Below are 22,880 nucleotides of genomic sequence, written 5' to 3' on the forward strand. Positions count from 1 at the left end.
GACAAGTAGTAACACGGGAGTAGCAACTATAAATATTACTACAGGTCAGGTGACTACCGTTAGTGTCGGTACGACTACGATCACTTATACCACAGAGTGTGGCGGTGTATCTACGGCTACCTTAACAGTGAATGCGTTACCGATTGCAAGCATTGCTGGTACCAATACGATTTGTTCGGGAGGTTCAACAGTACTTACTGCATCAGGTGGTACTACCTATTTATGGAATACAGGTGCAACTACAGCAGCTATTAATGTATCTCCTACTGCTACAACCACTTACAGTGTTACAGTGACTAGTGCGGCGGGTTGTATCTCTACAGCTGACCGAACAGTAACTGTGATTCAAAAACCATCAGTAACGGCTGGTTCAAACAGTCCGATAACAGCAGGGGGTAATTTGCAATTATCTTCCAACGGAGCAACTACGTATAGCTGGACAGGACCGAATGGTTTTACCAGTTCGGTTCAGAATCCTGTAATAACAGGTGCTACTACTGCAGCCAGTGGTGTGTATACCGTTACCGGTACCAATGCTTCCGGTTGTAGCAATACAGCAACTGTAAATGTGACTGTTCAGGCAAAACCTGCTACTGCATTGAATACAGATGGTGTGAATGATTATGTTGCTATTAATAACCCATTCAGAGCTTTCAACAAAGAAATAACGGTTGAATTCTGGATGAATACACCTAATGCTATTATGCCGTATGGCTCTGTGATGGGACAGGCTACATCAGGTGTTGATAATATGTCTACCAATGTATGGCTCATGCATCCGAATACAACAGGTGGAATTGACTTTTTAGTAAATGATGCCGGTACCTGGAGAGGTGCTACCGTACCCATCAAAGCCGGTGGATGGCATCATTATGTAGGTGTAGCCAGTGAGTTTGGAACTAAGTTCTATGTTGATGGACAATTGGAAGCTACAGGACCTGCCATCTCAACCGGTATTGTCAACAATGCGAACTCAGTGATTCATATCGGAAAAGATGTAAGACATAATACGGGTCGTTTCGGTAACATAACTATTGATGAAGTGCGTATATGGAGTAGAGTGTTATGTGAAGGAGAAATCAACAATAGCATGAATTGTGAATTGAATCCATCAGGTTTAATCGGTTTACAGCAATACTATCGTTTTAACCAAGGATTTGTTGATGCCAATAATAGTTCGGTAACTACACTTGTAGATGCGAGTGGAAATGGAAGAGACGGGCAACTCAATGATTTTGCTCTAACAGGTGCCAATTCGAATTGGACGGCATCCGGTTCTACGAATACAGGTACTTGTACCAGTTTCAGTCCACCTACCGCACCCATTACCGGTACAACTTATATCTGTCTTGGATCTACAAGTACTTTATATAATGCTATACCTGGTGGTTTATGGAGCAGCAGTAATCCTAGTGTAGCGACCATTAATGCCAATACAGGATTGGTTACATCAATTAGTCCGGGAGTAACTACGATCACTTACAAAAATGAATGTGGTGGTATTTCTACGACTAATGTTTCTACTCCTAATTTGCCTACACCTTCCATTACTGCACCAGTAGGGGGTACCAATGTTTGTCCGGGTAATACAGTTACTTTGAGTGCTCCATCTGGCTTTGGTCTAAGTTACCAATGGTATAAAGATGGGGTGGCAATTCCTGGTGCAACATCTAGCAATTATGCTGCAACAGTTTCTGGTATCTATACTGTCGCCAGAACTAGTATTCCATGTTTTTCACCTCAATCAAGTCCTGTAACAGTAACCATTGCTGATGCTGTTAAACCAAGCATTACATGTCCTACTAATCAAACATTGAACCTGGATGCAACCTGTAAAGCAACTTTACCAGATTACAGAAGTTTGTTGACAGTTAGTGATAATTGTACAGCAACCGGTTCTTTGGTGATCACACAAAGTCCGGCAGCAGGAACAGTCGTGAATGATAAAGGTGCAATGGTCGTTGCCTTTACAGTTACGGACGCAGCAGGTAATGAAAGTACTTGTACCATTACGGTGGATAAGAAGGATGTTACGGCTCCTGTGATTAGTTGCCCTGCTCCAATTACTGTGAATAATACCGCTAATACATGCGGTGCAGTCGTAAACTTCATCAATCCAACTGCAACAGATAATTGTACCGGTGGTGCATTTAACTTCTGGAGTGTAAGTGAGCCAAATAACTATCTTGGCTTAAATGAAGATTACGTACAATTATATAATAATGGAACTTGGAATGATTTGCCAAACTCTTCATTGAATAGATGGATTGTTGAGTTCAATGATATTCGTTCGAATGTATACTCAGGTTATACATTGATAGGGACACATGGCGGACACACTTACTATTATTCAGATGCTACAGCAACTTGGACTAATGCCCGTGCTGCTGCTCAATCAATTGGAGGAGATCTTGCTTCCATCAATACATTAGCAGAAAGTACATTCCTGGCACCTTATGGTGGCAATACATGGGTTGGTGGATATCAGGACAAAACAGTGCCCGGATTCCAGGAGCCCGGAAATGCCAGTCAAAACTATCTGGGTTGGAAATGGGTAGATGGTACTCAGTTGGGTGCTGGTCAAATCACCATCACGCAAACAGCCGGATTACCATCAGGTTCTGTATTCCCAGTGGGTGTTACTACCAATACATTTGTTGCGAGGGATGAATCAGGTAATGAACACACTTGTAGCTTTACAGTCACCGTACGTGATATACAGCCACCTGTAATTAGTTGTCCTGCAAATATTAATGTTACTGCTACCAGTGCAGACGGTGCAGTGGTAAATTATACGACACCTGTAGGTACAGATAATTGTAGTGGTGCAACAACTACAAGAATCGCAGGTCTGGCTAGTGGATCAACCTTCCCAATTGGTACTACAACAATTACTTATCGTGTTACGGATGCAGCAGGATTATCAACACAGTGTTCATTTACCGTAACGGTAGTTGGTGTGGCACCGGTGATTACTTGTCCGGCTAATATCACCGTGAACGCAGCCGCTGGTTCATGTGCAGCTAATGTGAATTTCGCTGCAACAGAAACAGCAGGTATCCCGGCATCTACGATTACTTATACAATCAATGGAAATCCAATAGTATCCGGTGTAAGCTTCCCGGTTGGAACAACAACTGTTGTGGCTACTGCTACCAATGCAGTGGGATCTTCAAGCTGTTCATTTACAGTAACAGTTGTGGATACTCAAAACCCAACCATTACAGCACCGGCCAATGTTCAAGGAAACAATACAACTGGACTTTGTACAGGAACTGTAACACTAGGTATACCTGTAACGACAGATAATTGTGGTGTAGCATCTGTTACAAATGATGCGCCAACAACAGGTATATTCCCGGTAGGTTCTACTACGGTAACATGGACAGTAACAGATATTCATGGAAATAAGACTACTGCAACACAAACTGTAGTAATCGTCGATAATGAAAAACCAACCATCAGTGTAACAAACGTAAACGTTAACAATGATGCAGGTAAGTGTGTTGCAAGTATAACCATCGCACAACCGGAAACTGCTGATAATTGTGGAGTAGCTACTGTTGCAGGTGTACGTAGCGATAATCAATTGCTGACAGCAGATTATCCTGTAGGTACTACAACCATAACATGGACGGTTAGAGATGTGAATGGTAATACAGAATCAACAACTCAAACGATTGTAGTTACAGACAATGAAAAACCAACCATCAGTATAACGAATGTAAACGTTAACAATGATGCAGGTAAGTGTGGTGCAAGTGTTACCATCGCACAACCGGAAACTGCCGATAATTGTGGAGTAGCTTCTGTTGCAGGTGTACGTAGTGATAATGCAGCACTGAGCGCAGATTACCCGGTAGGTACAACAACCATTACTTGGACAGTTACTGACTTACATGGTAATGATGCCGCAACAACTCAAACCATTGTAGTTGCCGATAATGAAAAACCCGTTATTACTTGTGGAGTTAATCAAGTATTCTGTGCGAATACAGGTGGTAATACACAATATCTGATACCGGTACTCAATCAATCAGATAACTGTGGTATCGCAAGCACTACTTACGCAGTAACAGGTGTAACCAATAGAAATGGTAGTGGTACCAATGCAAGCGGAAGCTTTGCAATAGGAACTTCTACAGTAACTTACACCGTAACTGATATTCATGGTAATGTTAGTACTTGTAGCTTCACAGTAACAATCAATCCGTTACCGGTAGCAGGCATCAATGTTCAATCACCCAATGTTCTTTGTAACCAGTTCACCTTAACAGGAACATCAACATTGAATGGTTCATTCGGATACCAGTGGTTATATAACAACAGTCCGAAAGCATCTACTCAGCAACTGAGTCTTGGAATAACAGATGCTGATGGTATTTATACGCTGTTTGTAACTGATGGAAAAGGCTGCAGAAGTGAAGTAGGAGCTACCTATAACTATCAGAAACAAAACTTAAGCAGTAGTTACACCATGTTAGCAACAAAAGAGGTGAAACTGGGTAAATACAATAAAGTAGAAACAGGAAGTGTCGGTATCTTAACAAGTAAAGGGGAAGCTGAATTTAAACATTACAGCACTGTAGATGGACCAGGCTCTTTCGTAAAAGCACCGAAAATCAAAACAGACAGAGGTGTAGTAATTACGACTAAGATCAATGGAGTCGCTACAGTTACATTACCTGTTATGCAGTATAATACATCTTCCACCAAAAATCTGCGTGACATTACTGTTAATCAAAACCAGACAACTACACTGAGTGGTAATTATGATGATGTAACATTGAAGAAAGGTGCTAATGTGACATTGACAGGTTCAATTTTCGGTAGAATCAAATTGGAAGAAGGAGCCAGTGTTAAATTCACTTCAGCTGTTGTTGATATGGAAGAGCTGCGTGTAGATCGTGGACCTAAATCCGGAGGCTATTCTTACGTTAGATTTGCACAAGCTACCAGTGTACGTGTAAATGATAAAGTGAGTATCGGAAACGATGTGATTATTAACCCAGATGCTTACAATGTTACATTCTTTATGGGCGACCAATGCAAGGATGGTGAAAACTTCCATGTGAAGGGGGATGATACACGTGTTACTGCCAATATCTACATACCTAAGGGCAAGATTAAGGTGACCGGTGGAAATTATGGACATGACCATGATGATGATGATAAGAAGTATTATGGAAAATTCGGTCGTGACGACAATGATGATGATGATGATGATGATCGAAACCGTTGTGACCATCGTGCACATAGTTCTAAGGATTGTAAGCATAAAGGCCATCACCATCATGATTGTGATCACCGTGCTCATGGAAGTAAGGATTGCAGAGATGAAGTGTATATGACAGGATTATTCATCGCTGAAGAAATTGAAAGTGAAGGAAAATATGTAAACTGGAATAACTTCAATTGTTCAGCACCAGTATTACTTGTCAATACTTTAACATCAACCATTAGCACAGCATCAGTTACTTCAGATGCAGTTGTGAATCAATCTGCTAAGAAAATCAGCAGTGATGAAGAACTAAAAGTAACGGTAATGCCAAACCCAACTACCACTTACTTTACAATTAAACTGGAAAGTAAGTACGATGCGCCAGTTAATTTAAGAGTGATAGATGCGCTTGGAAGAGTAGTAGACAACAGAGCTAAACTAGGTTCAAACGCAACTGTTGAAGTAGGTCACAACTACCAATCAGGAACTTACTTTGCAGAGTTTATTCAAGGTAATAGAAGAAAAGTAGTACAGCTACTCAAGATCAAAAGATAATCATTTGTAACCCCTCAAATGAGAAAGAAAAGGGTTCGTCAGTTATGGCGAGCCCTTTTTCATTTTGATATGATTATGTTGTAAAATCTTAAATCTTCTGATTCGCTTTAAGCATGGACAAAAAAAAGGGTTAACTATTTATAGTTAACCCTTTCTTCCTTGTGACCGCGTCAGGATTCAAACCTGAAACCTTCTGATCCGTAGTCAGATGCTCTATTCAGTTGAGCTACGCAGCCGATTGTATGATTAAGGTTGATTCCTCAATCGGGGTGCAAATATAAGCCTTGTCAGATTATTTTCAAAAAGCTATACCGCTTTTTTAAAAAATCAGTCTAATTCATAAATACCCGCAGCCGTTTTTTCTGCCAGTTTTTTAGGAAAAAGCCATACAAGAAAGGCACCTAACTGATTGATAAATCCGGTGATGACTTCTGCCTTTTTTGCAAACATTGCTTTTACGGCAATAGCTGCTACAGCTTTGGGTGTCATATTCACTTTTTCTGCTGCTTTTAAACCCTTTGTGCCTACTTTAGCCCTTGCGGCAAAGCCCGTATCTGTTGACCCCGGACTTACGGCTGTTACAGACACCCCTTTGTTCCTGAGTTCATACCTCAGTCCCCGGCTAAAACTCAGCATAAAGGATTTACTGGCTGCATAAGTGGTTAATCCGGGTACAGACTGATAAGCCGCCGAACTAACGATATTTAATACATATGAAGGTTGATTGGCTTTTAACTGGGGCAGGAGCGTAGCTGTTAACTCAACCGGTACCGTCATATTTACCTGCATCATGGCTTTGTGTTCATCAATGGTATAATCGGTAAACGGGCCACTTAATCCATACCCTGCATTATTCACCAGTATATGTATACGGTAATGATGTGTTTCAATCCAATTATTCAGTTCCTGTACAGCGTTAGGTGTTGCAAGATCGAGCGCGAGAAAATTTGCTTCTATCTGGTATTGCTGATGTAGTGTTTGTGAAAGTTCCTGCAATAAAGCGGCATCTCTTGCCACCAGCAAAAGATGGATCCTTCGGGAGGCCAGTTCTTCTGCAATGGCTTTGCCGATTCCCTTACTGGCACCTGTAATCAAAGCATATGTCATGCGAAAATAGGTTTGAATGAAAAAGGTCAACTGTGTAGGTTGACCTTTTAAAAATAATGTTTTCTCTGTCTTTTAATGATGAACTTTTCCAGTAAACCTGTGGTAGAAGGGTGTTTTACTGTTTTCGTCCTTAGGTTTGTATTTGCCGGTAACAATGGGTACATACATGACCCTTCGGCGGCTCTCTTCACCAAATTTTGGTGACTGTTTTACACGATGCCATAAACGGCCATCATGTACAGATAAATCACCTGAAAAAATATCAAATCCTACTTCTCTCGGATCGTCGTTATTGTCGATAAAATATTTCTTCCCGAATAAGAGTTTAAACATACCCTGTTTGTGAGTGCCAGGTAATACACGCAAACCTCCATTTTCAAACATACATGTATCCAGGTGTATACCTACGTTTAGCATGGGCATAATTTTCTGTCCCATGAATAAATCGCGGGGACTATCGGTATGCCAGCCCATTTGTGTAAATGTGCTGTTTGGGGTATTGATATAGTTATTGATAACCAGCCCGTCTTTTTCATTCTCAGCAATACGTCCTTCATAAGGCTGTAAAAAAGCTGTTAATGCTTTCAGACGTTCATCACTTAAAAGGTCATGGAGTGGGTTGCTATACAATGAACTAAAACAGAGACGCTGAATAGTGGTATTGCCCTGATCGTCTTTTCCGAATTTGAGGGGAATACCATTAATCTTGTCCTTCTTCTCATCCAGCCACTGTTTTTCCAGTTGCTTGAGTTCATTGATGTAAGTGGCCACTTTTTCTTGATCAAGAAAATTGCGGAACACGATCACACCATGTTTATCAAAAAAATCCAGTTGCTCGGGGGTTACCGTATCGCCAAGCTTAAAATGACTGTCCCATTTTTTCATTCTGATCCGGTTCGTTTAGTATATAACTGTAATGTTAATTATTTATTACAAAATTGTAAAGTATCAGCCTTACAAAACAAGCAAAAGTAAGCAAATTATGACCAGATTTACCACATATAATGGTACCAACGGCTTATTTTGCATTTATATGACACATTGCATCAGGCGTTTATGGCTTTCTACATTGCTTTTGCCCGGTTTTTCCACAGTAATGGCCCAGGATTCTTCTTCTAAGACTTCGAAACTGGTTGTATTTCCTGCCATGACCCGCTCCATTGAAACAAGCTGGGCTTTTGGAGGCGCCGCATCCTATACTTTCAGGGCTTCCCTTAAAGATACCAGTTCCCGAACTTCCAGCGTCCAGTTGGGGGCACTTTATTCCTTACGTAAACAATTGGTGACTTCGGTACGCGGTACCCAGTACCTGAAAAATGAGAACTGGATATTGAATGAACAGGTTTCTTTTAGTTCTTTTCCGGATAAATTCTGGGGACTCGGCAAAAACACCACAGATGACAGTGAAGAAGATTATTCTTTTAAACAGATGTATGTGTACCTGCATTTCATGAAAAAAATAGCCCCCCGTTTATTTGCAGGGCTTTTATATGAATACCAGCGTGTATGGAATATTAGTTACCAACCCGGCGGATTATTTGATCAGCAGCAGGTAGTGGGCAGGAATAATTATCATGTTTCGGGTTTGGGGCTGAGTCTTACTTACGACAGCCGTAACCATGCATTTTATCCTGATAAAGGTTTTTTTGCACAGGCTTATTTTAATCATTTCAGCCCGGTTACCGGATCGCAGTTTCCGTTTACAAATATTGTTGTTGACATAAGAAAGTATATGCCGGCAGGAACAGATGCTGTATTTGCCGCACAGGCCTGGTTATTTGGCAATATCGGTAAAGCCGTGCCATTGCGCAGCCAGGCTGCATTTGGAGGTGATAATGTAATGCGTGGTTATTACCATGGCAGGTTCCGCGATTTGCAACAGTTTGCCCTTCAGGGCGAATACAGGCGATACCTCTTTAACAGGATAGGACTTGTTGCCTTTGCCGGCATTGGAAATGTGGCCCATGAGCTTAATGGCTTGAACCTGAAACAACTCAAATATTCCTTTGGGGGTGGTATAAGGTATGCGCTGAATGCATCAGAAAAATTAAACCTTCGTATCGATTATGGTATTGGCAAAGGGCAAAATAGTGGTCTTTATTTTCAACTGGCAGAGGCTTTTTAATAGGTGCTGCTTTTTTTGCTGACGCGATAAATAATATAAGTAAAAAAGAAGGCCGCGAGTACATCAATCGTATAATGTACATGTTGTACCAATACCAGAATACCTACCGCAATGGTGGCGATGAATGCAAGGTATTTATCCGTTTTTTTGGTCAAACAAAGACACATCAGGAACATATTGGAGGTATGGCCTGAAAAAAACAGGTCTTTGGTCATAAACTTATCCTTGCCTCCATAAACCATACTGGTCAGCGGGTCATTTAACCTGATCAGTCCATCTGGTGGATCAAGTGGTACCATGGTAATGCTTACCATTCTGGCTATACATAAAAGTGTAAAGGAGGATAGCATAAGCAGGGCAAAACCCGGGTTCTGGATCATGCGAACGATTACCAGACCGCTGATCGTCCAGATGATCAGGAAGGTGGGAAGGGAAACATCCACTGCCGGAATGGCTTGCAAAATAAGGTCGTGCAGGTATGCGCCTTCTCTTTTTTCGATGTAATGAAAAAATGAGGGTAATGAAAAAACGAGGATAATCAATACAACAGCACTGGTGATGATTTTTCTTCTGAAAACAAGGTTTCCCCATGCTTCCTGCCAGTCTGATTGATATGTTAGCTGCTTCCGCGCTTTTTCCTGCATCCGGCAAATATAAAACCTCCGTTTTATTTAGAAACGGAGGTTTTATAACAACGGTAATCTGTTATTAATAATGCCAGCGAACAAACGCTTCCATGGCCGCATATTTGGTCATGCCCAAAGCCGCATAAAGATTGGCTGTATTGGCATTCCGGTCTTCTGCCCGCTGCCAGAACTCACGACTGTCGCTACCCTGAAAGGGTACCATATCTTTTTGTGACTGATGGATAAAAATGCCAAAACGTTTTTTCATTACCTGGTCCGGACTCATGGGTATTGCCATTTCAATTTCAGCAATATCCCATTCCTGCCATGCGCCTTTGTACAACCAAACCCAGCAATCCTTGATCCAACTGTCGCCCGCAGCTTTAATGCGGCGAAGGCTTTCAAAAATAATATCCAGACATACTTTATGTGTACCATGAGGATCGGCCAGGTCACCCGCACAGTAAATCTGCTGTGGCTGCAGTTTACGTAACAGGGCCATGGTGATTTCGATATCTTTCTCACTCATCGGATTTTTTTCAACGGTACCTGTTTCATAAAAGGGCAGGTTCATAAAATGACAACGATCTTCAGTGAGGCCTACATACCTGCAGGTAGCTTTTGCTTCGCATCGACGGATCAGTCCTTTAATGGCCCTGATTTCGCCGGTATCGCGCTGGTTCTTCTGTTTGCCCGAGATAAAACTACGGGCAGCCTGAAGAATATCCTGACTCTTTTTATTGTCAATACCAAACATGTCTTCAAAACCCACGGCGAAATCAATAAAGCGTGTTACAAATTCATCGGTAACAGCAATATTACCACTGGTTTGGTAGGCCACATGTACTTCATGTCCCTGATCGTGTAAACGCATGAATGTACCACCCATGCTGATGATATCATCATCGGGGTGAGGAGAGAAGATCAGGCATTTTTTTGGGTATGGACTACTTCTTTCAGGGTGTGCCGGTATTACGGCATTGGCTTTACCACCCGGCCAGCCCGTGAGACTGTCTCTCAGCATATAAAATACCTGGAGATTAATTTCATATACTTCACCTTTTTCAACTATCAGGTCGGAAAGACCGTTCTCGTTATAATCGAGTTCTGTTAAACTTAAAATAGATTTATTGAGCTTCAATGCAAGGTTGATCACCGCTCGTTTAATCATTTTCGGAGTCCATTCGCATTCTCCGGTAAGCCATGGTGATTTGATGCGTGTGAGTTCTGAAGAAGCGGCTTCATCAATGATGAAAGTACAATCGTTATGCTGTTGAAGGATGCTTGCAGGTACCTGTTCGGTTACATCGCCTTCAACAGATCTTGCAATGATTTTTCCTTTCATGCCCCAACCCATTAACAGGATACGTCTGGCTTTCAGGATAACGCTGATACCCATGGTTACGGCCAAACGCGGTACTTTGGATATATTCTGAAACTCATAGGCATTTGCAATTCTCGTTGTATTATCGAGATTCACCAGCCTTGTTTTTGAATGAATGCTGGAACCGGGTTCATTAAAACCAATATGTCCGTTTTTACCTATACCGAGTACCTGCAAATCAATACCACCCAGCTCCTCAATTAACTCATCATAAGCTGCACAATGTTTTTTGATGTCTTCTTTTGACCATTGTCCGCTTGGGATATGGATATTTTTTGGATCAATATCTACATGGTCAAACAGGTGACGATGCATAAAGCTCCAGTAACTCTGAAATGCCTCTTTTTCAATGGGGTAATATTCGTCGAGGTTAAAGCTGATAACATTCGAAAAACTCAATCCCTCTTCCCGGTGTAAACGCACCAGTTCGGCATACATACTAATAGGTGTAGAGCCGGTAGCCAGACCCAATATGCATTGTTCGCCCCTTTGTTGTTTTTCACGGATTAATGCAGCAATTTCCTGTGCCACATATTTTGATCCATCCTTTGAACTAGGATAAATTTTAACCGGAATCTTCTCAAAAGAATCGACCATATTTGACATTGATTTAGGTTTTACGAAAATACAGCGATTATTTCAAAAAACGCAAAAACCTGCAGTATATAACCTTAAAATAACTATTATGAGCTATTTTATCAGTGAATATTGCAATATTCCGCATGTATTTCAAGTGAACAATTTGGTGCTGATCCACCTGTAAACGAAACAGTTGAATCAATAAACAATATAAAAAAAGATTCCCAAGCGGGAATCTTTTCAACAAGGTAAATTATGTTTTAAACTATACTACTTTGGTCAGCTTGATAATATTGGTAGGTAAATGCTGATCAACCGGAGTTGACCCTGTATTTACTACTACATCGCCAGGCTGAAGAAAGCCTCTTTCTTTCAGAATATTAATCTGGTCGAAAATGATATCATCGAGACTATCTTCTTCTGCATAATGAAAGGCACGCACACCCCAACTCAGGCTTAACTGGTTTACCAGCGATTTTTCTTTGGTAAAAATATAGAGTGGGGAAGAAGGGCGGTAACTACTGAGCATAAATGCCGTATAACCACTTTGTGTCATTCCAACAAGCGCCTGTGCCGATACATCTTCCGATATTTTACAGGCATTATAACAGATGGCATCGCTATGAAAAGATGGAGAGTGTGGTTGTGGTTTCAGGTCTTCGGAACGGTTGTAACGATATTCTTTTTTCTCTACTTCGAGGATTATTTTACGCATGGTTTCCACTACCAAAGCCGGATGGTTGCCTGCAGCGGTTTCACCACTCAGCATTACAGCATCGGCGCCTTCCAATACAGCATTGGCTACATCCGTAATTTCGCTTCTGTTTGGTTTAACCCTGTCGATCATGCTTTCCATCATCTGCGTTGCCACAATAACGGGCTTGGCGCGGTGGATACATTTACGGATGAGTTCTTTCTGAATCAGTGGTATCTGTTCAACCGGTAATTCAACGCCCAGGTCGCCACGTGCTACCATGATCGCATCACTTTCAATGATGATGTCACGAATATTAACCAGTGCCTCAGGTTTTTCGATTTTTGCAATGATTTTGGTCTTGCTTTTCTTTTCTGTGAGTTTGCTTCTGAGTATCACAATATCTTTTACACTACGCACAAAACTTAATGCTACCCAATCGAGCTGTTGCTCGATAATAAATTCAAGATCAATCAGGTCTTTTTCGGTTAATGCGGGTAAGGATATTTTGGTATCAGGTAAGTTGATGCCTTTCTTTGATGATAATATACCACCCAGTGTTACTACTACTTTTACATCACCATTCTTTTCAATGCTCACTACTTTTACTTCTATCTTACCATCATCAATCATGATGATGTTTCCAATGGTAACATCGCCCGCAAGATTGGGATAGGAAACATAAATTTTTTCAAGGGTTCCAATACATTTTTCATTGGTAAATGTGAGGATATCACCCACTTTTACATCAAGTGCATTGTTCTCAATTTCACCTACCCTCAGTTTAGGTCCTTGCAGGTCGCCGAGGATGGAAATATTATAAGGCTGTGTTTTATTGATATTGCGGATATGCTCAATAATACGTTGCTTGTCTTCATGGCTTCCATGAGAAAAATTGAGCCTGAATACATTTACACCGGCTTTCACCAATGCCAATAATTGCTCATAGCTGTCGCAGGCTGGACCTACTGTAGCAACAATTTTGGTTTTATGATTCACATGTTCCAGGCCCGCTTGCTTGTCCATGTTCTTGTGAAGGTACTTGTCTAAGTTCTTTGACATTGTGAAGGGTATGTTTATTGGTTTATGATCCGGTAGCTGAATGTGTGTTTACACATATCAACTTGCTAATATTTTGACGATTTTGAACCAGTCTTCTGAAATTTTCTGTTTGGCCTTGATGGCATTATTGAGTGGTATATAATTCATTTTATTATTCAGTATACCCACCATAACGTTATAACGGCCGGTTAACAGGCATTCAACAGCATGATAACCCATTCTGCTGGCGATTAAACGGTCAAGACAGGTAGGAGAGCCGCCTCTTTGAATATGGCCAAGTATACAAACCCTGGTATCGGCATTGGGTAATCTTTTTTTGATGATGGCAGCTATTTCATTACCACCGCCGAATTCATCACCTTCTGCCACAACGATCAGGTTTACGAGTTTTCTTCTTTTTTCTTTTTCAGTAAGAGAAGCGATGAGTTCTTCTATATCGGTTTTGGTTTCCGGTATCAGTATATTTTCTGCACCGGTAGCGATACCACTGTGCAAAGCAATATAACCTGCATCGCGGCCCATTACCTCTACAATAAATAAACGATCATGCGCATCGGCAGTATCACGAATTTTATCAATGGCTTCTACCGCAGTATTCACAGCGGTATCAAAACCAATGGTGAAATCGCTTCCTGCAATGTCTTTATCGATGGTACCTGGTAAGCCGATACAGGGTATATCGAATTCATTACTGAATTTCTGGGCACCCCTGAAGCTGCCATCACCACCAATGATAACCAGTCCATCAATACCTCTTTTACTAAGGTTTTGGTAAGCTTTGGCCCGGCCTTCGGGTTCGAAAAATTCTTTGCTCCGGGCTGTTTTAAGGATGGTTCCACCCCTTTGAATAATATTGGCAACAGAACGTGAGTCCATTCTGAAAATATCGTCCTCTATCATGCCGCTATATCCACGCATGATACCATATACTTCCAAACCATGATAAATTCCCGTTCTTACAACAGCTCTTACGGCGGCATTCATACCCGGAGAATCTCCACCGGATGTGAGTACGCCTATTTTAGTTACTTTTTTTTCAGACATTTCTTTTGGCAGTTCTTCTTTCTTTATGCAATAGGTATTTAGGTATAACAGTATGTGTATCAACTACACGGAGTTTCAAAAATAAGCAATTGGGTTCAATTGCCAATAGTGTCATCTGATTACATTTTAGTAAACTTGCTGCATGAAAATTATCGTAACAGGTGCTAACGGCTTTACAGGCCAGCATTTATGTATAACACTTGCCAATAAAGGATTTGAAGTACATGCACTTGGACGTGGCCCGCAAAGGATTGCTGTTCATAATCAGCTTACTTATCATAATGTTGAACTAACAAGTGTTCGTTCTGTTTTGCGTGTGTTTGACTCGGTAGCGCCGGATGTGGTGATCCATACAGCTGCCATGAGTAAACCGGATGAATGTGATCGAAACCGTGATGCCTGTTTACAAAACAATGTAGAAGTAACCAGGTATTTGCTGGAAGCCAGCCGTTATTTTCCGGTACATTTTATTCACTTATCGACCGATTTTATTTTTGGTGAAAACGGACCACATAGCGAATATGATGAACCAGAGCCATTGAATTTTTATGGTGAAAGTAAACTGATGGCAGAAAAACTGGTGCAGGAAGCAGGGGTGGTTAACACCATTGTAAGACCAGTATTTATTTATGGACCTGTTTGGGAAGGTCAGCGCCCAAGTTTTATTCACTGGGTGAAAAATAAACTGACTGCGGGTGAATCCATTAAAGTAGTAACCGATCAGCAACGAACACCTACTTATGTGTATGATCTTTGTAATGGAATTGAACAGATATTGATGTTTAAAAAAGAAGGTGTCTATCATCTGGCAGGAAAAAATATTCTCTCACCTTATGAGATGGCTGTTACTGTTGCGAAACTTGTTGGTCTCGATGCTAAACTCATCATTCCCGTTACATCAGCAGAATTTCCGGAGCCTGTGCAAAGAGCAAAAAAATCAGGCCTCAGAATTGATAAAGCAATGGCCGAACTTGATTATGCTCCTCATGGTTTTGAAGAAGCAGTTCGTTTAAGTTTACTATAATTTTCTCTGCGAAAACGCTGCTATCTCTCGTTCTCTGTGGTGAATCTACTCGAATACGCACCGCAGAGAACGAGAGAACGCGGAGTTTTCGCAGAGTTGTTACAAATAGATTGTTTTAATTTTAGATCAAATAAGCTTATGAAGATTAAACAAATTCTACTGCCGGGTTTTCTTATCATACTTTTTGTACACTGTATTTGCATCTATGCAGCGCTTGATATATGGCGTTCTGTTACCAAATTATTGCTGGTGCCGGTGCTGATAACCTATTTGTTAAGTCAGCAGAAAGTGTTCAACTGGAGAATAAGACCGGTATATGGTTTGTTCTTTTCATTTCTTGGCGATGCTTTACTGATAGGAGAGGGTGCCAGTTTTTTTCTTTCCGGTATGATTGCTTTTGTATTAGCTCACCTGAATTACAGCTATTTTTTTCTGCAACTGCATCCGGTTAAAAAAGAAACGAAACAGGTCTTTGTTATGTCGCTAATACTGATGCTACTATTTAGTTCTGCTGTTTACTATTTTCTTGATGGTTATCTTGGTAGTTACCAGGTACCTGTTTTATTTTATATGCTCTTTATCAGCCTGATGGCTTCACTGGCCATTCATACGTTTACGCATAAGCCATTAAAATCCATAGCAGTTAAATATTTTATACCCGGTGCTGTTTTATTTGTTATCAGTGATGCTATTCTTGCACTGAACCTGTTTCGTTTTCATGAAAAGGGTTTGGAAATAGCTGTAATGTTGACTTATGGATTTGCTCAATTCTTTTTGACAAAAGGCTTTGAAAAAACGGATAAGTTGGATGTAATTCAAGGGTCTTTGGTATAGTACTTACCTAATAGTTGTAAATGCACCAGATCTGATAATGTTTGATCAAATAAAAATCCCCATTCAAATATGAACGGGGATTTTTATTATGTAAATCAGCTTAAGGCCGATTCGTTTTATTTTAGTAACCCATACCACCCATATCAGGTGCACCTGCATGACTATGTGGTGCTTCTGGTTTTGGTTTGTCTGCAATTACACACTCTGTAGTGAGTAACATAGCAGCAATAGAAGCAGCGTTCTCTAATGCAACACGGCTTACTTTGGTTGGATCAATTACACCGGCTTTGAACAGGTTCTCATATACTTCGGTACGGGCATTGAAACCAAAGTCGCCTTTGCCTTCTTTGATTTTCTGTACCACAATAGAACCTTCAATGCCGCTATTGATAACGATTTGACGCAGCGGCTCTTCAATGGCTCTTTTCACGATCTGTATACCGGTTGCTTCATCTTCATTGGCACCTTTCAGTTTCTCTAAAGATTCAACAGCGCGGATATAAGCTACACCACCACCAGGTACAATACCTTCTTCAACAGCAGCACGGGTAGCATGCAGTGCATCGTCTACACGGTCTTTCTTCTCTTTCATCTCAACTTCAGTTGCTGCACCTACATACAATACAGCTACACCACCGCTTAATTTAGCCAGACGCTCCTGGAGTTTCTCGCGATCGTAATCAGAAGTAGTATTTTCAATCTGTGCTTTGATCTGGTTTACACGGGCAACGATATCAGCTTTTTTACCTTTACCTCCAACAACAATGGTATTGTCTTTGTCGATGGTTACAGATGCAGCCTGACCTAAATAAGAAAGATCGGCATTCTCCAGTTTAAAGCCCTGCTCTTCACTTACTACAGTACCTGCAGTAAGGATGGCGATATCTGTGAGCATTTCTTTTCTGCGGTCGCCGAAGCCAGGTGCTTTTACAGCAGCTACTTTCAGTGTACCACGTAACTTGTTTACCACCAGTGTAGCCAGTGCTTCACCTTCAAGGTCTTCAGCAATGATAACCAATGGACGACCACTCTGTGCTACTTTCTCCAGGATATGGAGAATGTCTTTCATAGCACTGATTTTTTTGTCGTAGATCAGGATATATGGATTCTGTAATTCAGCTTCCATTTTCTCGCTGTTGGTTACAAAGTAGGGAGAGATATATCCACGATCGAATTGCATACCTTCTACCACATCAACAGTGGTATCGGTACCTTTTGCTTCTTCAACAGTAATAACACCTTCTTTACCTACTTTACCCATAGCAGTAGCAATGAGTTTACCAATTTCACTATCGCTGTTGGCTGAAATGGTAGCCACCTGCTCAATTTTTTTAGAATCGTTACCAACGGCCTGAGATTGTGCTTTCAGGTTTTCGATTACTTTAGCAACGGCTTTGTCGATACCACGTTTCAGGTCCATGGGGTTGGCACCTGCTGCAACATTTTTCAAACCTTCGCTGATGATAGCCTGAGCCAGAACGGTTGCGGTAGTAGTACCATCACCTGCAATATCTGCAGTTTTAGAAGCTACTTCTTTCACCATTTGAGCACCCATGTTCTCAATAGCGTCTTCCAGTTCAATTTCTTTAGCTACGGTAACACCATCTTTGGTAACAGCAGGAGCACCGAATTTTTTCTCGATCACTACATTACGTCCTTTTGGACCCAGTGTAACTTTCACTGCATTAGCAAGGGTATCAACACCCTTTTTCATTTTATTTCTTGCTTCGATATCGAAGAATATTTGTTTTGCCATTTTGTTTAATTTGAAAATTTGAAAATTTGCCGAAGGGCTCCTTCGGAGAAAATTTGAAAATGGTGGGGTTTGTATTTATTTGAAAATTTGAAAGTGAAATGTTGTCATTTTCAAATTTTCAAATTGCCACATTTTCAAATTATACTATTGCCAGCAGATCGCTTTCGCGCATGATCAGGAGGTCTTGTCCTTCGATCTGGATTTCTGTACCGGCATATTTGCCATACAATACCGTATCGCCCACTTTTACGGTCATGGGCTCATCTTTTTTACCGGTACCGGCAGCCAGGATGGTTCCACGTTGTGGTTTTTCTTTTGCAGTGTCTGGGATGATAATTCCGCCGGCAGTTTTTTCTTCAGCAGCGGCCGGCTTAACAATTACTCTGTCGTGCAGAGGAGTAACGTTGAGTTTCTTAGCCATACGTTATTGGTTTTAATTTATAAGGTTTAAAATCTGTTAGGCAGTCAGCGAGAATTGTGCCATCGGTGGTTAACAGGTCAAAATTTCAGTTTTCTTACCTGTTTTGGTCAAAATCCTTCCCTACACTGTCAGAACGGGCGGCAAAGATGCAGGAAGTTTACGGTTCCGGTGTCAATTTTTCATTTCCGGTCTTTTCCAAAAATCTCGGCCCGGGTTCAATCCAAAGCTTTCCATTCGCCGTATATGTCATCAAAACGTCATAAAATGAAACTGATCAAACGCATTGCAAAAGGAATATTGATCCTTGTTTTGGTACTGTTTGCCAGCCTTTTTATCTACGCCAACTGGAACAAACCCAGCCTCGGGGAGCGTGTTTATATGGAAAACCCTACCCAGATTGTGGTAATGAGTTTTCCTGACTCTTTTACAAACAAGGATTCTGCGGCCATCGATAACTATTTCCTTTCGCAAAAAGGGGTTTATTCCAATATAGTGAGCCTTAAAAGCCAGACCCTCTGTGTAACTATAGATCCCCGTGAAACCGACCGTTCAACAATACTGGCTTCAGCTCAAAAATTCAATGCTTCTATTGTAGAAAGGGAGCCATTGAGTGCGAAAGCTGAATGCCCGGTAAACCTGAATGCGTTCAGGAAAATTACCTATGCGCTGAATGTTCGTAAATAATTCATCATTTCATCACTAACCAAAAATCAATAAACAATGAAAAAGAGTCTGTTACGTATGTCGGCTGTAGCACTTTCTGCCGCAATGCTGTTTACGGCATGTAAAAAAGACGATGCAGCACCAGTTAATACAGGAAGCGACCTGTACAAGAGACTGGGAAGTAATGCCGGTATCAAGAAAGTAGTGGATGATTTTATCGGAATTGTAGTGGCCGATAATGTAATCAATGGTTTTTTTGCGAATACCGCTAAATCGCAGGAGCGTGTAGACGACCTGAAAATGCACCTGGTAAACCAGATTGGACAGGCAGTGGGCGGTCCTGAAAAATACACGGGTCTGTCGATGAAAGCGGCCCATGTGGGTTTGGGGATTAAAGATGTTCATTTTAATGCACTGGTGAACGACCTGGTAGCGGCACTTAAAAAGAACAATGTGAGCGATGCAGATGTGAACACCATTGGCGGAGCATTGGTTCCGTTGAAGGGTGATATTGTTGAACCTTAATCCAAGAGTGGGTTATTCATAGGTTGTATCAAGGTTAAACCTGTCCGTTCCCGGACGGGTTTTTTCATTTTGATGGGGTAGTTGAAAACAATACCTTTGCCGCTTCCAAACAAGTTCTTACCAGATGATCAGTAGAAGAAATATTCGTGTGAAAGTGATGCAGTTACTTTATATGATAGAGGCTGCAGATACCAGTGTGACCCGTCAGCGACCGGAAATTGAGCTTAAAAAACAATTCGATCAAACAACATCCCTGTTTGTTTACCTTCTGTATTTTATGACAGAAGTGGCTCGTTATGCGGAAACCAATGCCGTTAAACGTGCATCCCGTAACCTGCCTTCCAGTGCCGATCTGAATGTAAATACCAAGATTGCCGGTAACGAACTCCTGTGGATCATCCTTGAAAGTGCCACTTTTAAAAAAGCACAGGAAACTTTTCTACCCGAAAAGACACTGGATACTGCCCTGGTTCAGAAAATTTACAATGAGCTAACGGCAATGCCGCAATACCAGGAATATATTGTTGTAGAAGGGAGAGATAAGGTAAAGGAAAAAGAAATCATCAAACTCATTTTCACGCACCTGATGCTACCCAACGATTCATTCATCAGTCATATAGAGGAGCATTACAATAACTGGGATGATGACGCTGAAATGATGGAGCAGTTAATGCTTAATTATATTCAAAAACCAAACAGTTATAACCTGCAGGAAATGGTGAGCCAGGAGAAATGGCAGTTCGCCAAATCATTACTGGTTACCAGTATTGAAAAAAAGGAACAGGCAACAGAATTAATCAAACCAAAGCTGAAGAACTGGGATGCGGAAAGGATTGCACAATTGGATATGATCCTTATGCGAATGGGTGTGTGTGAATTGCTGTATTTTGAAACCATTCCAACCAAAGTAACGATCAACGAATATATTGACCTGGCTAAAGAATACAGTACACAGCAGAGTGGTCAGTTTGTGAATGGTATTCTGGATAATATTCATAAGGAATTGACGGAAGCGGGGAAGATTCAGAAAATCGGGTATAAGAAATAAGAAGTCAGGAATAAGAAACAAGGAACAGGAAGCAAGAGACAAGATTTTTTATTTATGAAAAGAATAGTTGTTATTGTATCTATTATCAGTTGCTGGATCATGGCTTGTGCGGGGCCCGATAAGACGGCGCCGGCTGCGGATTCTCATCTGGCAGATACGGCTAATTATACAACTATTCAGTGGCTGGATTCTCTGGTTGACTTTGGAACCATTACCCAGGGGGAAAAAATACAGTTGAAATTCAGGCTTAAGAATACGGGTAATAAGCCTTTGTTTATTACCAATGTGAGAGCGGGTTGTGGTTGTACGGTGCCCAGTTATACCAAAGAAGCGGTGGCGCCGGGTGCAGAAGGGGAGGTAACAGCAGCTTTCGATACCAACAGGTCAGCGGCGGGCGATACAAGAAAAACAGTAGTAGTTCACACAAATACACGCAATGGAAGTGAACACAGCCTTATCTTTACCGGCCATGTTAAAGAAGTAAAAGTTAATTAGTCATTTATCATTTAAACAAATAACAATGTTTTATCTTAATTCAGTATTGCTTGCAGCGGGTGGACAACAAGGTGGAGGAATGGTTCAGTTGGTAATGATGGGTGCCATCATCCTCGTATTTTGGTTGTTCATGATTCGCCCACAGGCTAAAAAAGCCAAAGAGCAGAAAAAATTCGTGGAGAATATGCAGAAAGGCGACAAAATAGTTACGATCGCCGGTATTCACGGAGTAATCAATAAAATCAACGAAGACAATACCATCCAACTGGAAGTAAGTCCGGGTAGCTACCTCAAGATTGAAAAATCTTCAGTGAGCATGGAGTGGAGCGCGGCCCTTAATAAGGCAGCTGATAAAAAATAATCAACCATTTTCTGGATGAAAATAAAGGTTCGGGAACTCGGTTTCCGAACCTTCTTGTTTTATCTTTAGTTCATGCTAAAAATTGGCCTTACAGGTGGAATAGGCAGTGGAAAATCTACTGTGGCTGGTATCTTCCGGGTATTGGGCATACCTGTTTTTGATGCTGATGCCAATACCAGAAGCTTAATGGAAACAGATTCCGAATTACAGACAGGCATTCTTTCCTTATTTGGTGATAAAGCATATGAAGACGGTAAACTAAACCGTAAATGGATAGCTGATATTGTTTTTAATGATCCTTTTCAACTGGAAAAACTAAATGCACTGGTACATCCCGCAACCATTGCTGCCGCAGAAAGCTGGGCCGACAGGCAAACGGCATCTTATGTAATTAAAGAAGCTGCATTGTTTTTTGAAGCCGGATCAAGTGAAGGGATGGATTATATTATTGGGGTATATGCTCCTCAGCATCTCAGAATTAACCGGGTAATGAAAAGAGACGGTGTTTCGCGGGAAGAAGTGCTGAGCCGGATGAACAAACAGATACAGGAAGAAATAAAAATGCGTTTATGTGATTTTGTCATTTTAAATGATGACCAGCACCTCGTTATTCCACAGGTATTACAATTACATGAAAAATTTTTAGACGAAGCAAAAGAAATAAATCATGGATAAGGTAAATGTATTGCAGGCTTTTGAAAAAGTGAAAGGCTATTGGAATCCAACTGTGGCTGGTGCATTGAACGGACAGGAAGTAAAACTGGTAAAATTTAAAGGACCTTTTACATGGCATCATCATGAAAATGAAGACGAGTTGTTTTATGTGGTAAAAGGATCTTTTGTGATGGAACTCAGGGATAAGCATATTACCCTTACTGAAGGAGATTTCCTTGTTGTACCCAAAGGAGTAGAGCACAGACCCAATGCAGCCGAAGAAGTATGGGTTATGTTATTTGAACCTGCATCAACGCTTAATACCGGTAATGTAGAAAATGAATTCACAAAACATCAACTTGACAGCATATGATTGCAAATACCCCTAACCCTCCTTATTATGCGGTAATCTTTACCAACGAATTAACCGTACATACGGAAGGGTATGAAGCGATGGCTGAAAAAATGTGTGAAATGGCCCTTAAAGAACCAGGCTGCCTGGGTTTTGAATCGGTTAGGAACGGGCTGGGTATAACTATTTCTTACTGGGAGAGTCTTGAAGCCATTAAAAGCTGGAAGGCCAATACTGAGCATCTCGAGGCACAGCAACAAGGAAGAGATATTTGGTACAAAAACTATAAAACAAGAATTTGTAAAGTTGAACGGGATTATGGTTTCGAAAGAAACGATGATCAGCAATAA

20 protein-coding genes and 1 tRNA gene are annotated in these 22,880 nt (G+C 41.1%); 12 read left to right on the forward strand and 9 right to left on the reverse strand.

Translation table 11 applies throughout. The annotated features are described in order from the left end of the window. Positions 1 to 49: 49 nt before the first annotated feature. The gene (locus KXJ59_RS09595) at positions 50 to 5,776 is read left to right on the forward strand and encodes an HYR domain-containing protein (RefSeq protein WP_295203840.1); all 5,727 of its coding nucleotides are present in this window, start codon (positions 50 to 52) and stop codon (positions 5,774 to 5,776) included. Between the two features lie 162 nt (positions 5,777 to 5,938). Here the strand turns inward: KXJ59_RS09595 and KXJ59_RS09600 are convergent. From KXJ59_RS09600 to KXJ59_RS09610, 3 genes are all read right to left on the reverse strand, one after another. Beyond that, positions 5,939 to 6,012: transfer RNA gene (locus KXJ59_RS09600), tRNA-Arg, on the reverse strand. Between the two features lie 91 nt (positions 6,013 to 6,103). Next, the gene (locus KXJ59_RS09605; RefSeq protein WP_295203843.1) at positions 6,104 to 6,883 is read right to left on the reverse strand and encodes an SDR family oxidoreductase; all 780 of its coding nucleotides are present in this window, start codon (positions 6,881 to 6,883) and stop codon (positions 6,104 to 6,106) included. 72 nt (positions 6,884 to 6,955) lie between these two features. Next, positions 6,956 to 7,768 carry a phytanoyl-CoA dioxygenase family protein gene (locus KXJ59_RS09610; protein ID WP_295203845.1) on the reverse strand — a complete coding sequence of 271 codons (813 nt, stop codon included), beginning with the start codon at positions 7,766 to 7,768 and terminating at the stop codon, positions 6,956 to 6,958. A gap of 97 nt (positions 7,769 to 7,865) precedes the next feature. On the opposite strand from KXJ59_RS09610, the gene KXJ59_RS09615 reads away from it, so the two are divergent. After that, entirely contained in the window at positions 7,866 to 9,008 is a 1,143-nt protein-coding gene (locus KXJ59_RS09615) for a BamA/TamA family outer membrane protein (RefSeq protein ID WP_295203847.1), read from the forward strand. On the opposite strand, the gene KXJ59_RS09620 is transcribed toward KXJ59_RS09615, so the two are convergent. From KXJ59_RS09620 to pfkA, 4 genes are all read right to left on the reverse strand, one after another. Next, positions 9,005 to 9,652 carry a phosphatase PAP2-related protein gene (locus KXJ59_RS09620; RefSeq protein ID WP_295203849.1) on the reverse strand — a complete coding sequence of 216 codons (648 nt, stop codon included), beginning with the start codon at positions 9,650 to 9,652 and terminating at the stop codon, positions 9,005 to 9,007. The two genes, KXJ59_RS09615 and KXJ59_RS09620, sit on opposite strands and share 4 nt — an antisense overlap. Positions 9,653 to 9,716: 64 nt before the next feature. Further along, a complete protein-coding gene (nagB, locus tag KXJ59_RS09625; RefSeq protein ID WP_295203851.1) occupies positions 9,717 to 11,624 on the reverse strand; it encodes a glucosamine-6-phosphate deaminase in 1,908 nt (635 codons plus the stop codon). A 238-nt stretch (positions 11,625 to 11,862) separates the two neighbouring features. Beyond that, the gene (gene pyk / locus KXJ59_RS09630) at positions 11,863 to 13,353 is read right to left on the reverse strand and encodes a pyruvate kinase (RefSeq protein ID WP_295203854.1); all 1,491 of its coding nucleotides are present in this window, start codon (positions 13,351 to 13,353) and stop codon (positions 11,863 to 11,865) included. 57 nt (positions 13,354 to 13,410) lie between these two features. Continuing rightward, positions 13,411 to 14,460 carry a 6-phosphofructokinase gene (pfkA, locus tag KXJ59_RS09635; RefSeq protein ID WP_295203856.1) on the reverse strand — a complete coding sequence of 350 codons (1,050 nt, stop codon included), beginning with the start codon at positions 14,458 to 14,460 and terminating at the stop codon, positions 13,411 to 13,413. A 79-nt stretch (positions 14,461 to 14,539) separates the two neighbouring features. Between pfkA and KXJ59_RS09640 the strand changes: the two genes are divergently transcribed. Both KXJ59_RS09640 and KXJ59_RS09645 read left to right on the forward strand, forming a co-directional pair. Continuing rightward, positions 14,540 to 15,421, forward strand: a complete 882-nt coding sequence (locus KXJ59_RS09640; protein WP_295203858.1) for an SDR family oxidoreductase — start codon at positions 14,540 to 14,542, stop codon at positions 15,419 to 15,421. Between the two features lie 138 nt (positions 15,422 to 15,559). Then, positions 15,560 to 16,255, forward strand: a complete 696-nt coding sequence (locus KXJ59_RS09645) for a lysoplasmalogenase (protein ID WP_295203861.1) — start codon at positions 15,560 to 15,562, stop codon at positions 16,253 to 16,255. 121 nt (positions 16,256 to 16,376) lie between these two features. Here the strand turns inward: KXJ59_RS09645 and groL are convergent, their stop codons facing one another. Together groL and KXJ59_RS09655 are read right to left on the reverse strand one after the other, a co-directional pair. Continuing rightward, positions 16,377 to 18,011: a chaperonin GroEL gene (gene groL, locus KXJ59_RS09650; RefSeq protein ID WP_295203863.1), complete on the reverse strand. Its 1,635-nt coding sequence runs from the start codon at positions 18,009 to 18,011 to the stop codon at positions 16,377 to 16,379. A gap of 139 nt (positions 18,012 to 18,150) precedes the next feature. Continuing rightward, positions 18,151 to 18,432: a co-chaperone GroES gene (locus KXJ59_RS09655; RefSeq protein ID WP_295203866.1), complete on the reverse strand. Its 282-nt coding sequence runs from the start codon at positions 18,430 to 18,432 to the stop codon at positions 18,151 to 18,153. Between the two features lie 264 nt (positions 18,433 to 18,696). On the opposite strand from KXJ59_RS09655, the gene KXJ59_RS09660 reads away from it, so the two are divergent. The 8 genes from KXJ59_RS09660 (at position 18,697) to KXJ59_RS09695 (ending at position 22,880) form a co-directional block, all read left to right on the forward strand. Next, positions 18,697 to 19,116, forward strand: coding sequence for a hypothetical protein (locus KXJ59_RS09660; protein ID WP_295203868.1), 420 nt, complete (start codon positions 18,697 to 18,699; stop codon positions 19,114 to 19,116). 36 nt (positions 19,117 to 19,152) lie between these two features. Beyond that, positions 19,153 to 19,620 carry a group 1 truncated hemoglobin gene (locus KXJ59_RS09665; RefSeq protein ID WP_295203871.1) on the forward strand — a complete coding sequence of 156 codons (468 nt, stop codon included), beginning with the start codon at positions 19,153 to 19,155 and terminating at the stop codon, positions 19,618 to 19,620. Between the two features lie 124 nt (positions 19,621 to 19,744). Then, the gene (gene nusB / locus KXJ59_RS09670; protein WP_295203873.1) at positions 19,745 to 20,668 is read left to right on the forward strand and encodes a transcription antitermination factor NusB; all 924 of its coding nucleotides are present in this window, start codon (positions 19,745 to 19,747) and stop codon (positions 20,666 to 20,668) included. A 54-nt stretch (positions 20,669 to 20,722) separates the two neighbouring features. Next, on the forward strand, positions 20,723 to 21,163 hold the full coding sequence (locus KXJ59_RS09675; protein WP_295203875.1) for a DUF1573 domain-containing protein: 441 nt from the start codon (positions 20,723 to 20,725) through the stop codon (positions 21,161 to 21,163). 25 nt (positions 21,164 to 21,188) lie between these two features. Then, positions 21,189 to 21,524, forward strand: coding sequence for a preprotein translocase subunit YajC (gene yajC / locus KXJ59_RS09680; protein WP_295203876.1), 336 nt, complete (start codon positions 21,189 to 21,191; stop codon positions 21,522 to 21,524). 72 nt (positions 21,525 to 21,596) lie between these two features. Next, the gene (gene coaE / locus KXJ59_RS09685) at positions 21,597 to 22,199 is read left to right on the forward strand and encodes a dephospho-CoA kinase (RefSeq protein WP_295203878.1); all 603 of its coding nucleotides are present in this window, start codon (positions 21,597 to 21,599) and stop codon (positions 22,197 to 22,199) included. Next, on the forward strand, positions 22,192 to 22,551 hold the full coding sequence (locus KXJ59_RS09690; RefSeq protein WP_295203881.1) for a cupin domain-containing protein: 360 nt from the start codon (positions 22,192 to 22,194) through the stop codon (positions 22,549 to 22,551). The genes coaE and KXJ59_RS09690 overlap by 8 nt, the downstream gene beginning before the upstream one ends. Beyond that, the gene (locus tag KXJ59_RS09695; RefSeq protein WP_295203882.1) at positions 22,548 to 22,880 is read left to right on the forward strand and encodes an antibiotic biosynthesis monooxygenase; all 333 of its coding nucleotides are present in this window, start codon (positions 22,548 to 22,550) and stop codon (positions 22,878 to 22,880) included. Before KXJ59_RS09690 ends, KXJ59_RS09695 begins: the two co-directional genes overlap by 4 nt.

Origin of the sequence: Sediminibacterium sp. (assembly GCF_019264485.1) — a bacterium.
Classification (GTDB): Bacteria; Bacteroidota; Bacteroidia; order Chitinophagales; family Chitinophagaceae; genus Sediminibacterium.

What these genes read in the sequence shown, in the direction of transcription:
- groL (WP_295203863.1), bottom strand. Translation starts at nt 18,011, where the DNA reads ATGGCAAAACAAATATTCTTCGATATCGAAGCAAGAAATAAAATGAAA.
- KXJ59_RS09665 (WP_295203871.1), top strand. Translation starts at nt 19,153, where the DNA reads ATGAAAAAGAGTCTGTTACGTATGTCGGCTGTAGCACTTTCTGCCGCA.
- nusB (WP_295203873.1), top strand. Translation starts at nt 19,745, where the DNA reads ATGATCAGTAGAAGAAATATTCGTGTGAAAGTGATGCAGTTACTTTAT.
- KXJ59_RS09610 (WP_295203845.1), bottom strand. Translation starts at nt 7,768, where the DNA reads ATGAAAAAATGGGACAGTCATTTTAAGCTTGGCGATACGGTAACCCCC.
- KXJ59_RS09615 (WP_295203847.1), top strand. Translation starts at nt 7,866, where the DNA reads ATGACCAGATTTACCACATATAATGGTACCAACGGCTTATTTTGCATT.
- KXJ59_RS09655 (WP_295203866.1), bottom strand. Translation starts at nt 18,432, where the DNA reads ATGGCTAAGAAACTCAACGTTACTCCTCTGCACGACAGAGTAATTGTT.
- KXJ59_RS09690 (WP_295203881.1), top strand. Translation starts at nt 22,192, where the DNA reads ATGGATAAGGTAAATGTATTGCAGGCTTTTGAAAAAGTGAAAGGCTAT.
- coaE (WP_295203878.1), top strand. Translation starts at nt 21,597, where the DNA reads ATGCTAAAAATTGGCCTTACAGGTGGAATAGGCAGTGGAAAATCTACT.
- KXJ59_RS09605 (WP_295203843.1), bottom strand. Translation starts at nt 6,883, where the DNA reads ATGACATATGCTTTGATTACAGGTGCCAGTAAGGGAATCGGCAAAGCC.
- KXJ59_RS09675 (WP_295203875.1), top strand. Translation starts at nt 20,723, where the DNA reads ATGAAAAGAATAGTTGTTATTGTATCTATTATCAGTTGCTGGATCATG.
- KXJ59_RS09695 (WP_295203882.1), top strand. Translation starts at nt 22,548, where the DNA reads ATGATTGCAAATACCCCTAACCCTCCTTATTATGCGGTAATCTTTACC.
- KXJ59_RS09640 (WP_295203858.1), top strand. Translation starts at nt 14,540, where the DNA reads ATGAAAATTATCGTAACAGGTGCTAACGGCTTTACAGGCCAGCATTTA.
- KXJ59_RS09620 (WP_295203849.1), bottom strand. Translation starts at nt 9,652, where the DNA reads ATGCAGGAAAAAGCGCGGAAGCAGCTAACATATCAATCAGACTGGCAG.
- KXJ59_RS09645 (WP_295203861.1), top strand. Translation starts at nt 15,560, where the DNA reads ATGAAGATTAAACAAATTCTACTGCCGGGTTTTCTTATCATACTTTTT.
- yajC (WP_295203876.1), top strand. Translation starts at nt 21,189, where the DNA reads ATGTTTTATCTTAATTCAGTATTGCTTGCAGCGGGTGGACAACAAGGT.
- nagB (WP_295203851.1), bottom strand. Translation starts at nt 11,624, where the DNA reads ATGTCAAATATGGTCGATTCTTTTGAGAAGATTCCGGTTAAAATTTAT.
- KXJ59_RS09660 (WP_295203868.1), top strand. Translation starts at nt 18,697, where the DNA reads ATGAAACTGATCAAACGCATTGCAAAAGGAATATTGATCCTTGTTTTG.
- pyk (WP_295203854.1), bottom strand. Translation starts at nt 13,353, where the DNA reads ATGTCAAAGAACTTAGACAAGTACCTTCACAAGAACATGGACAAGCAA.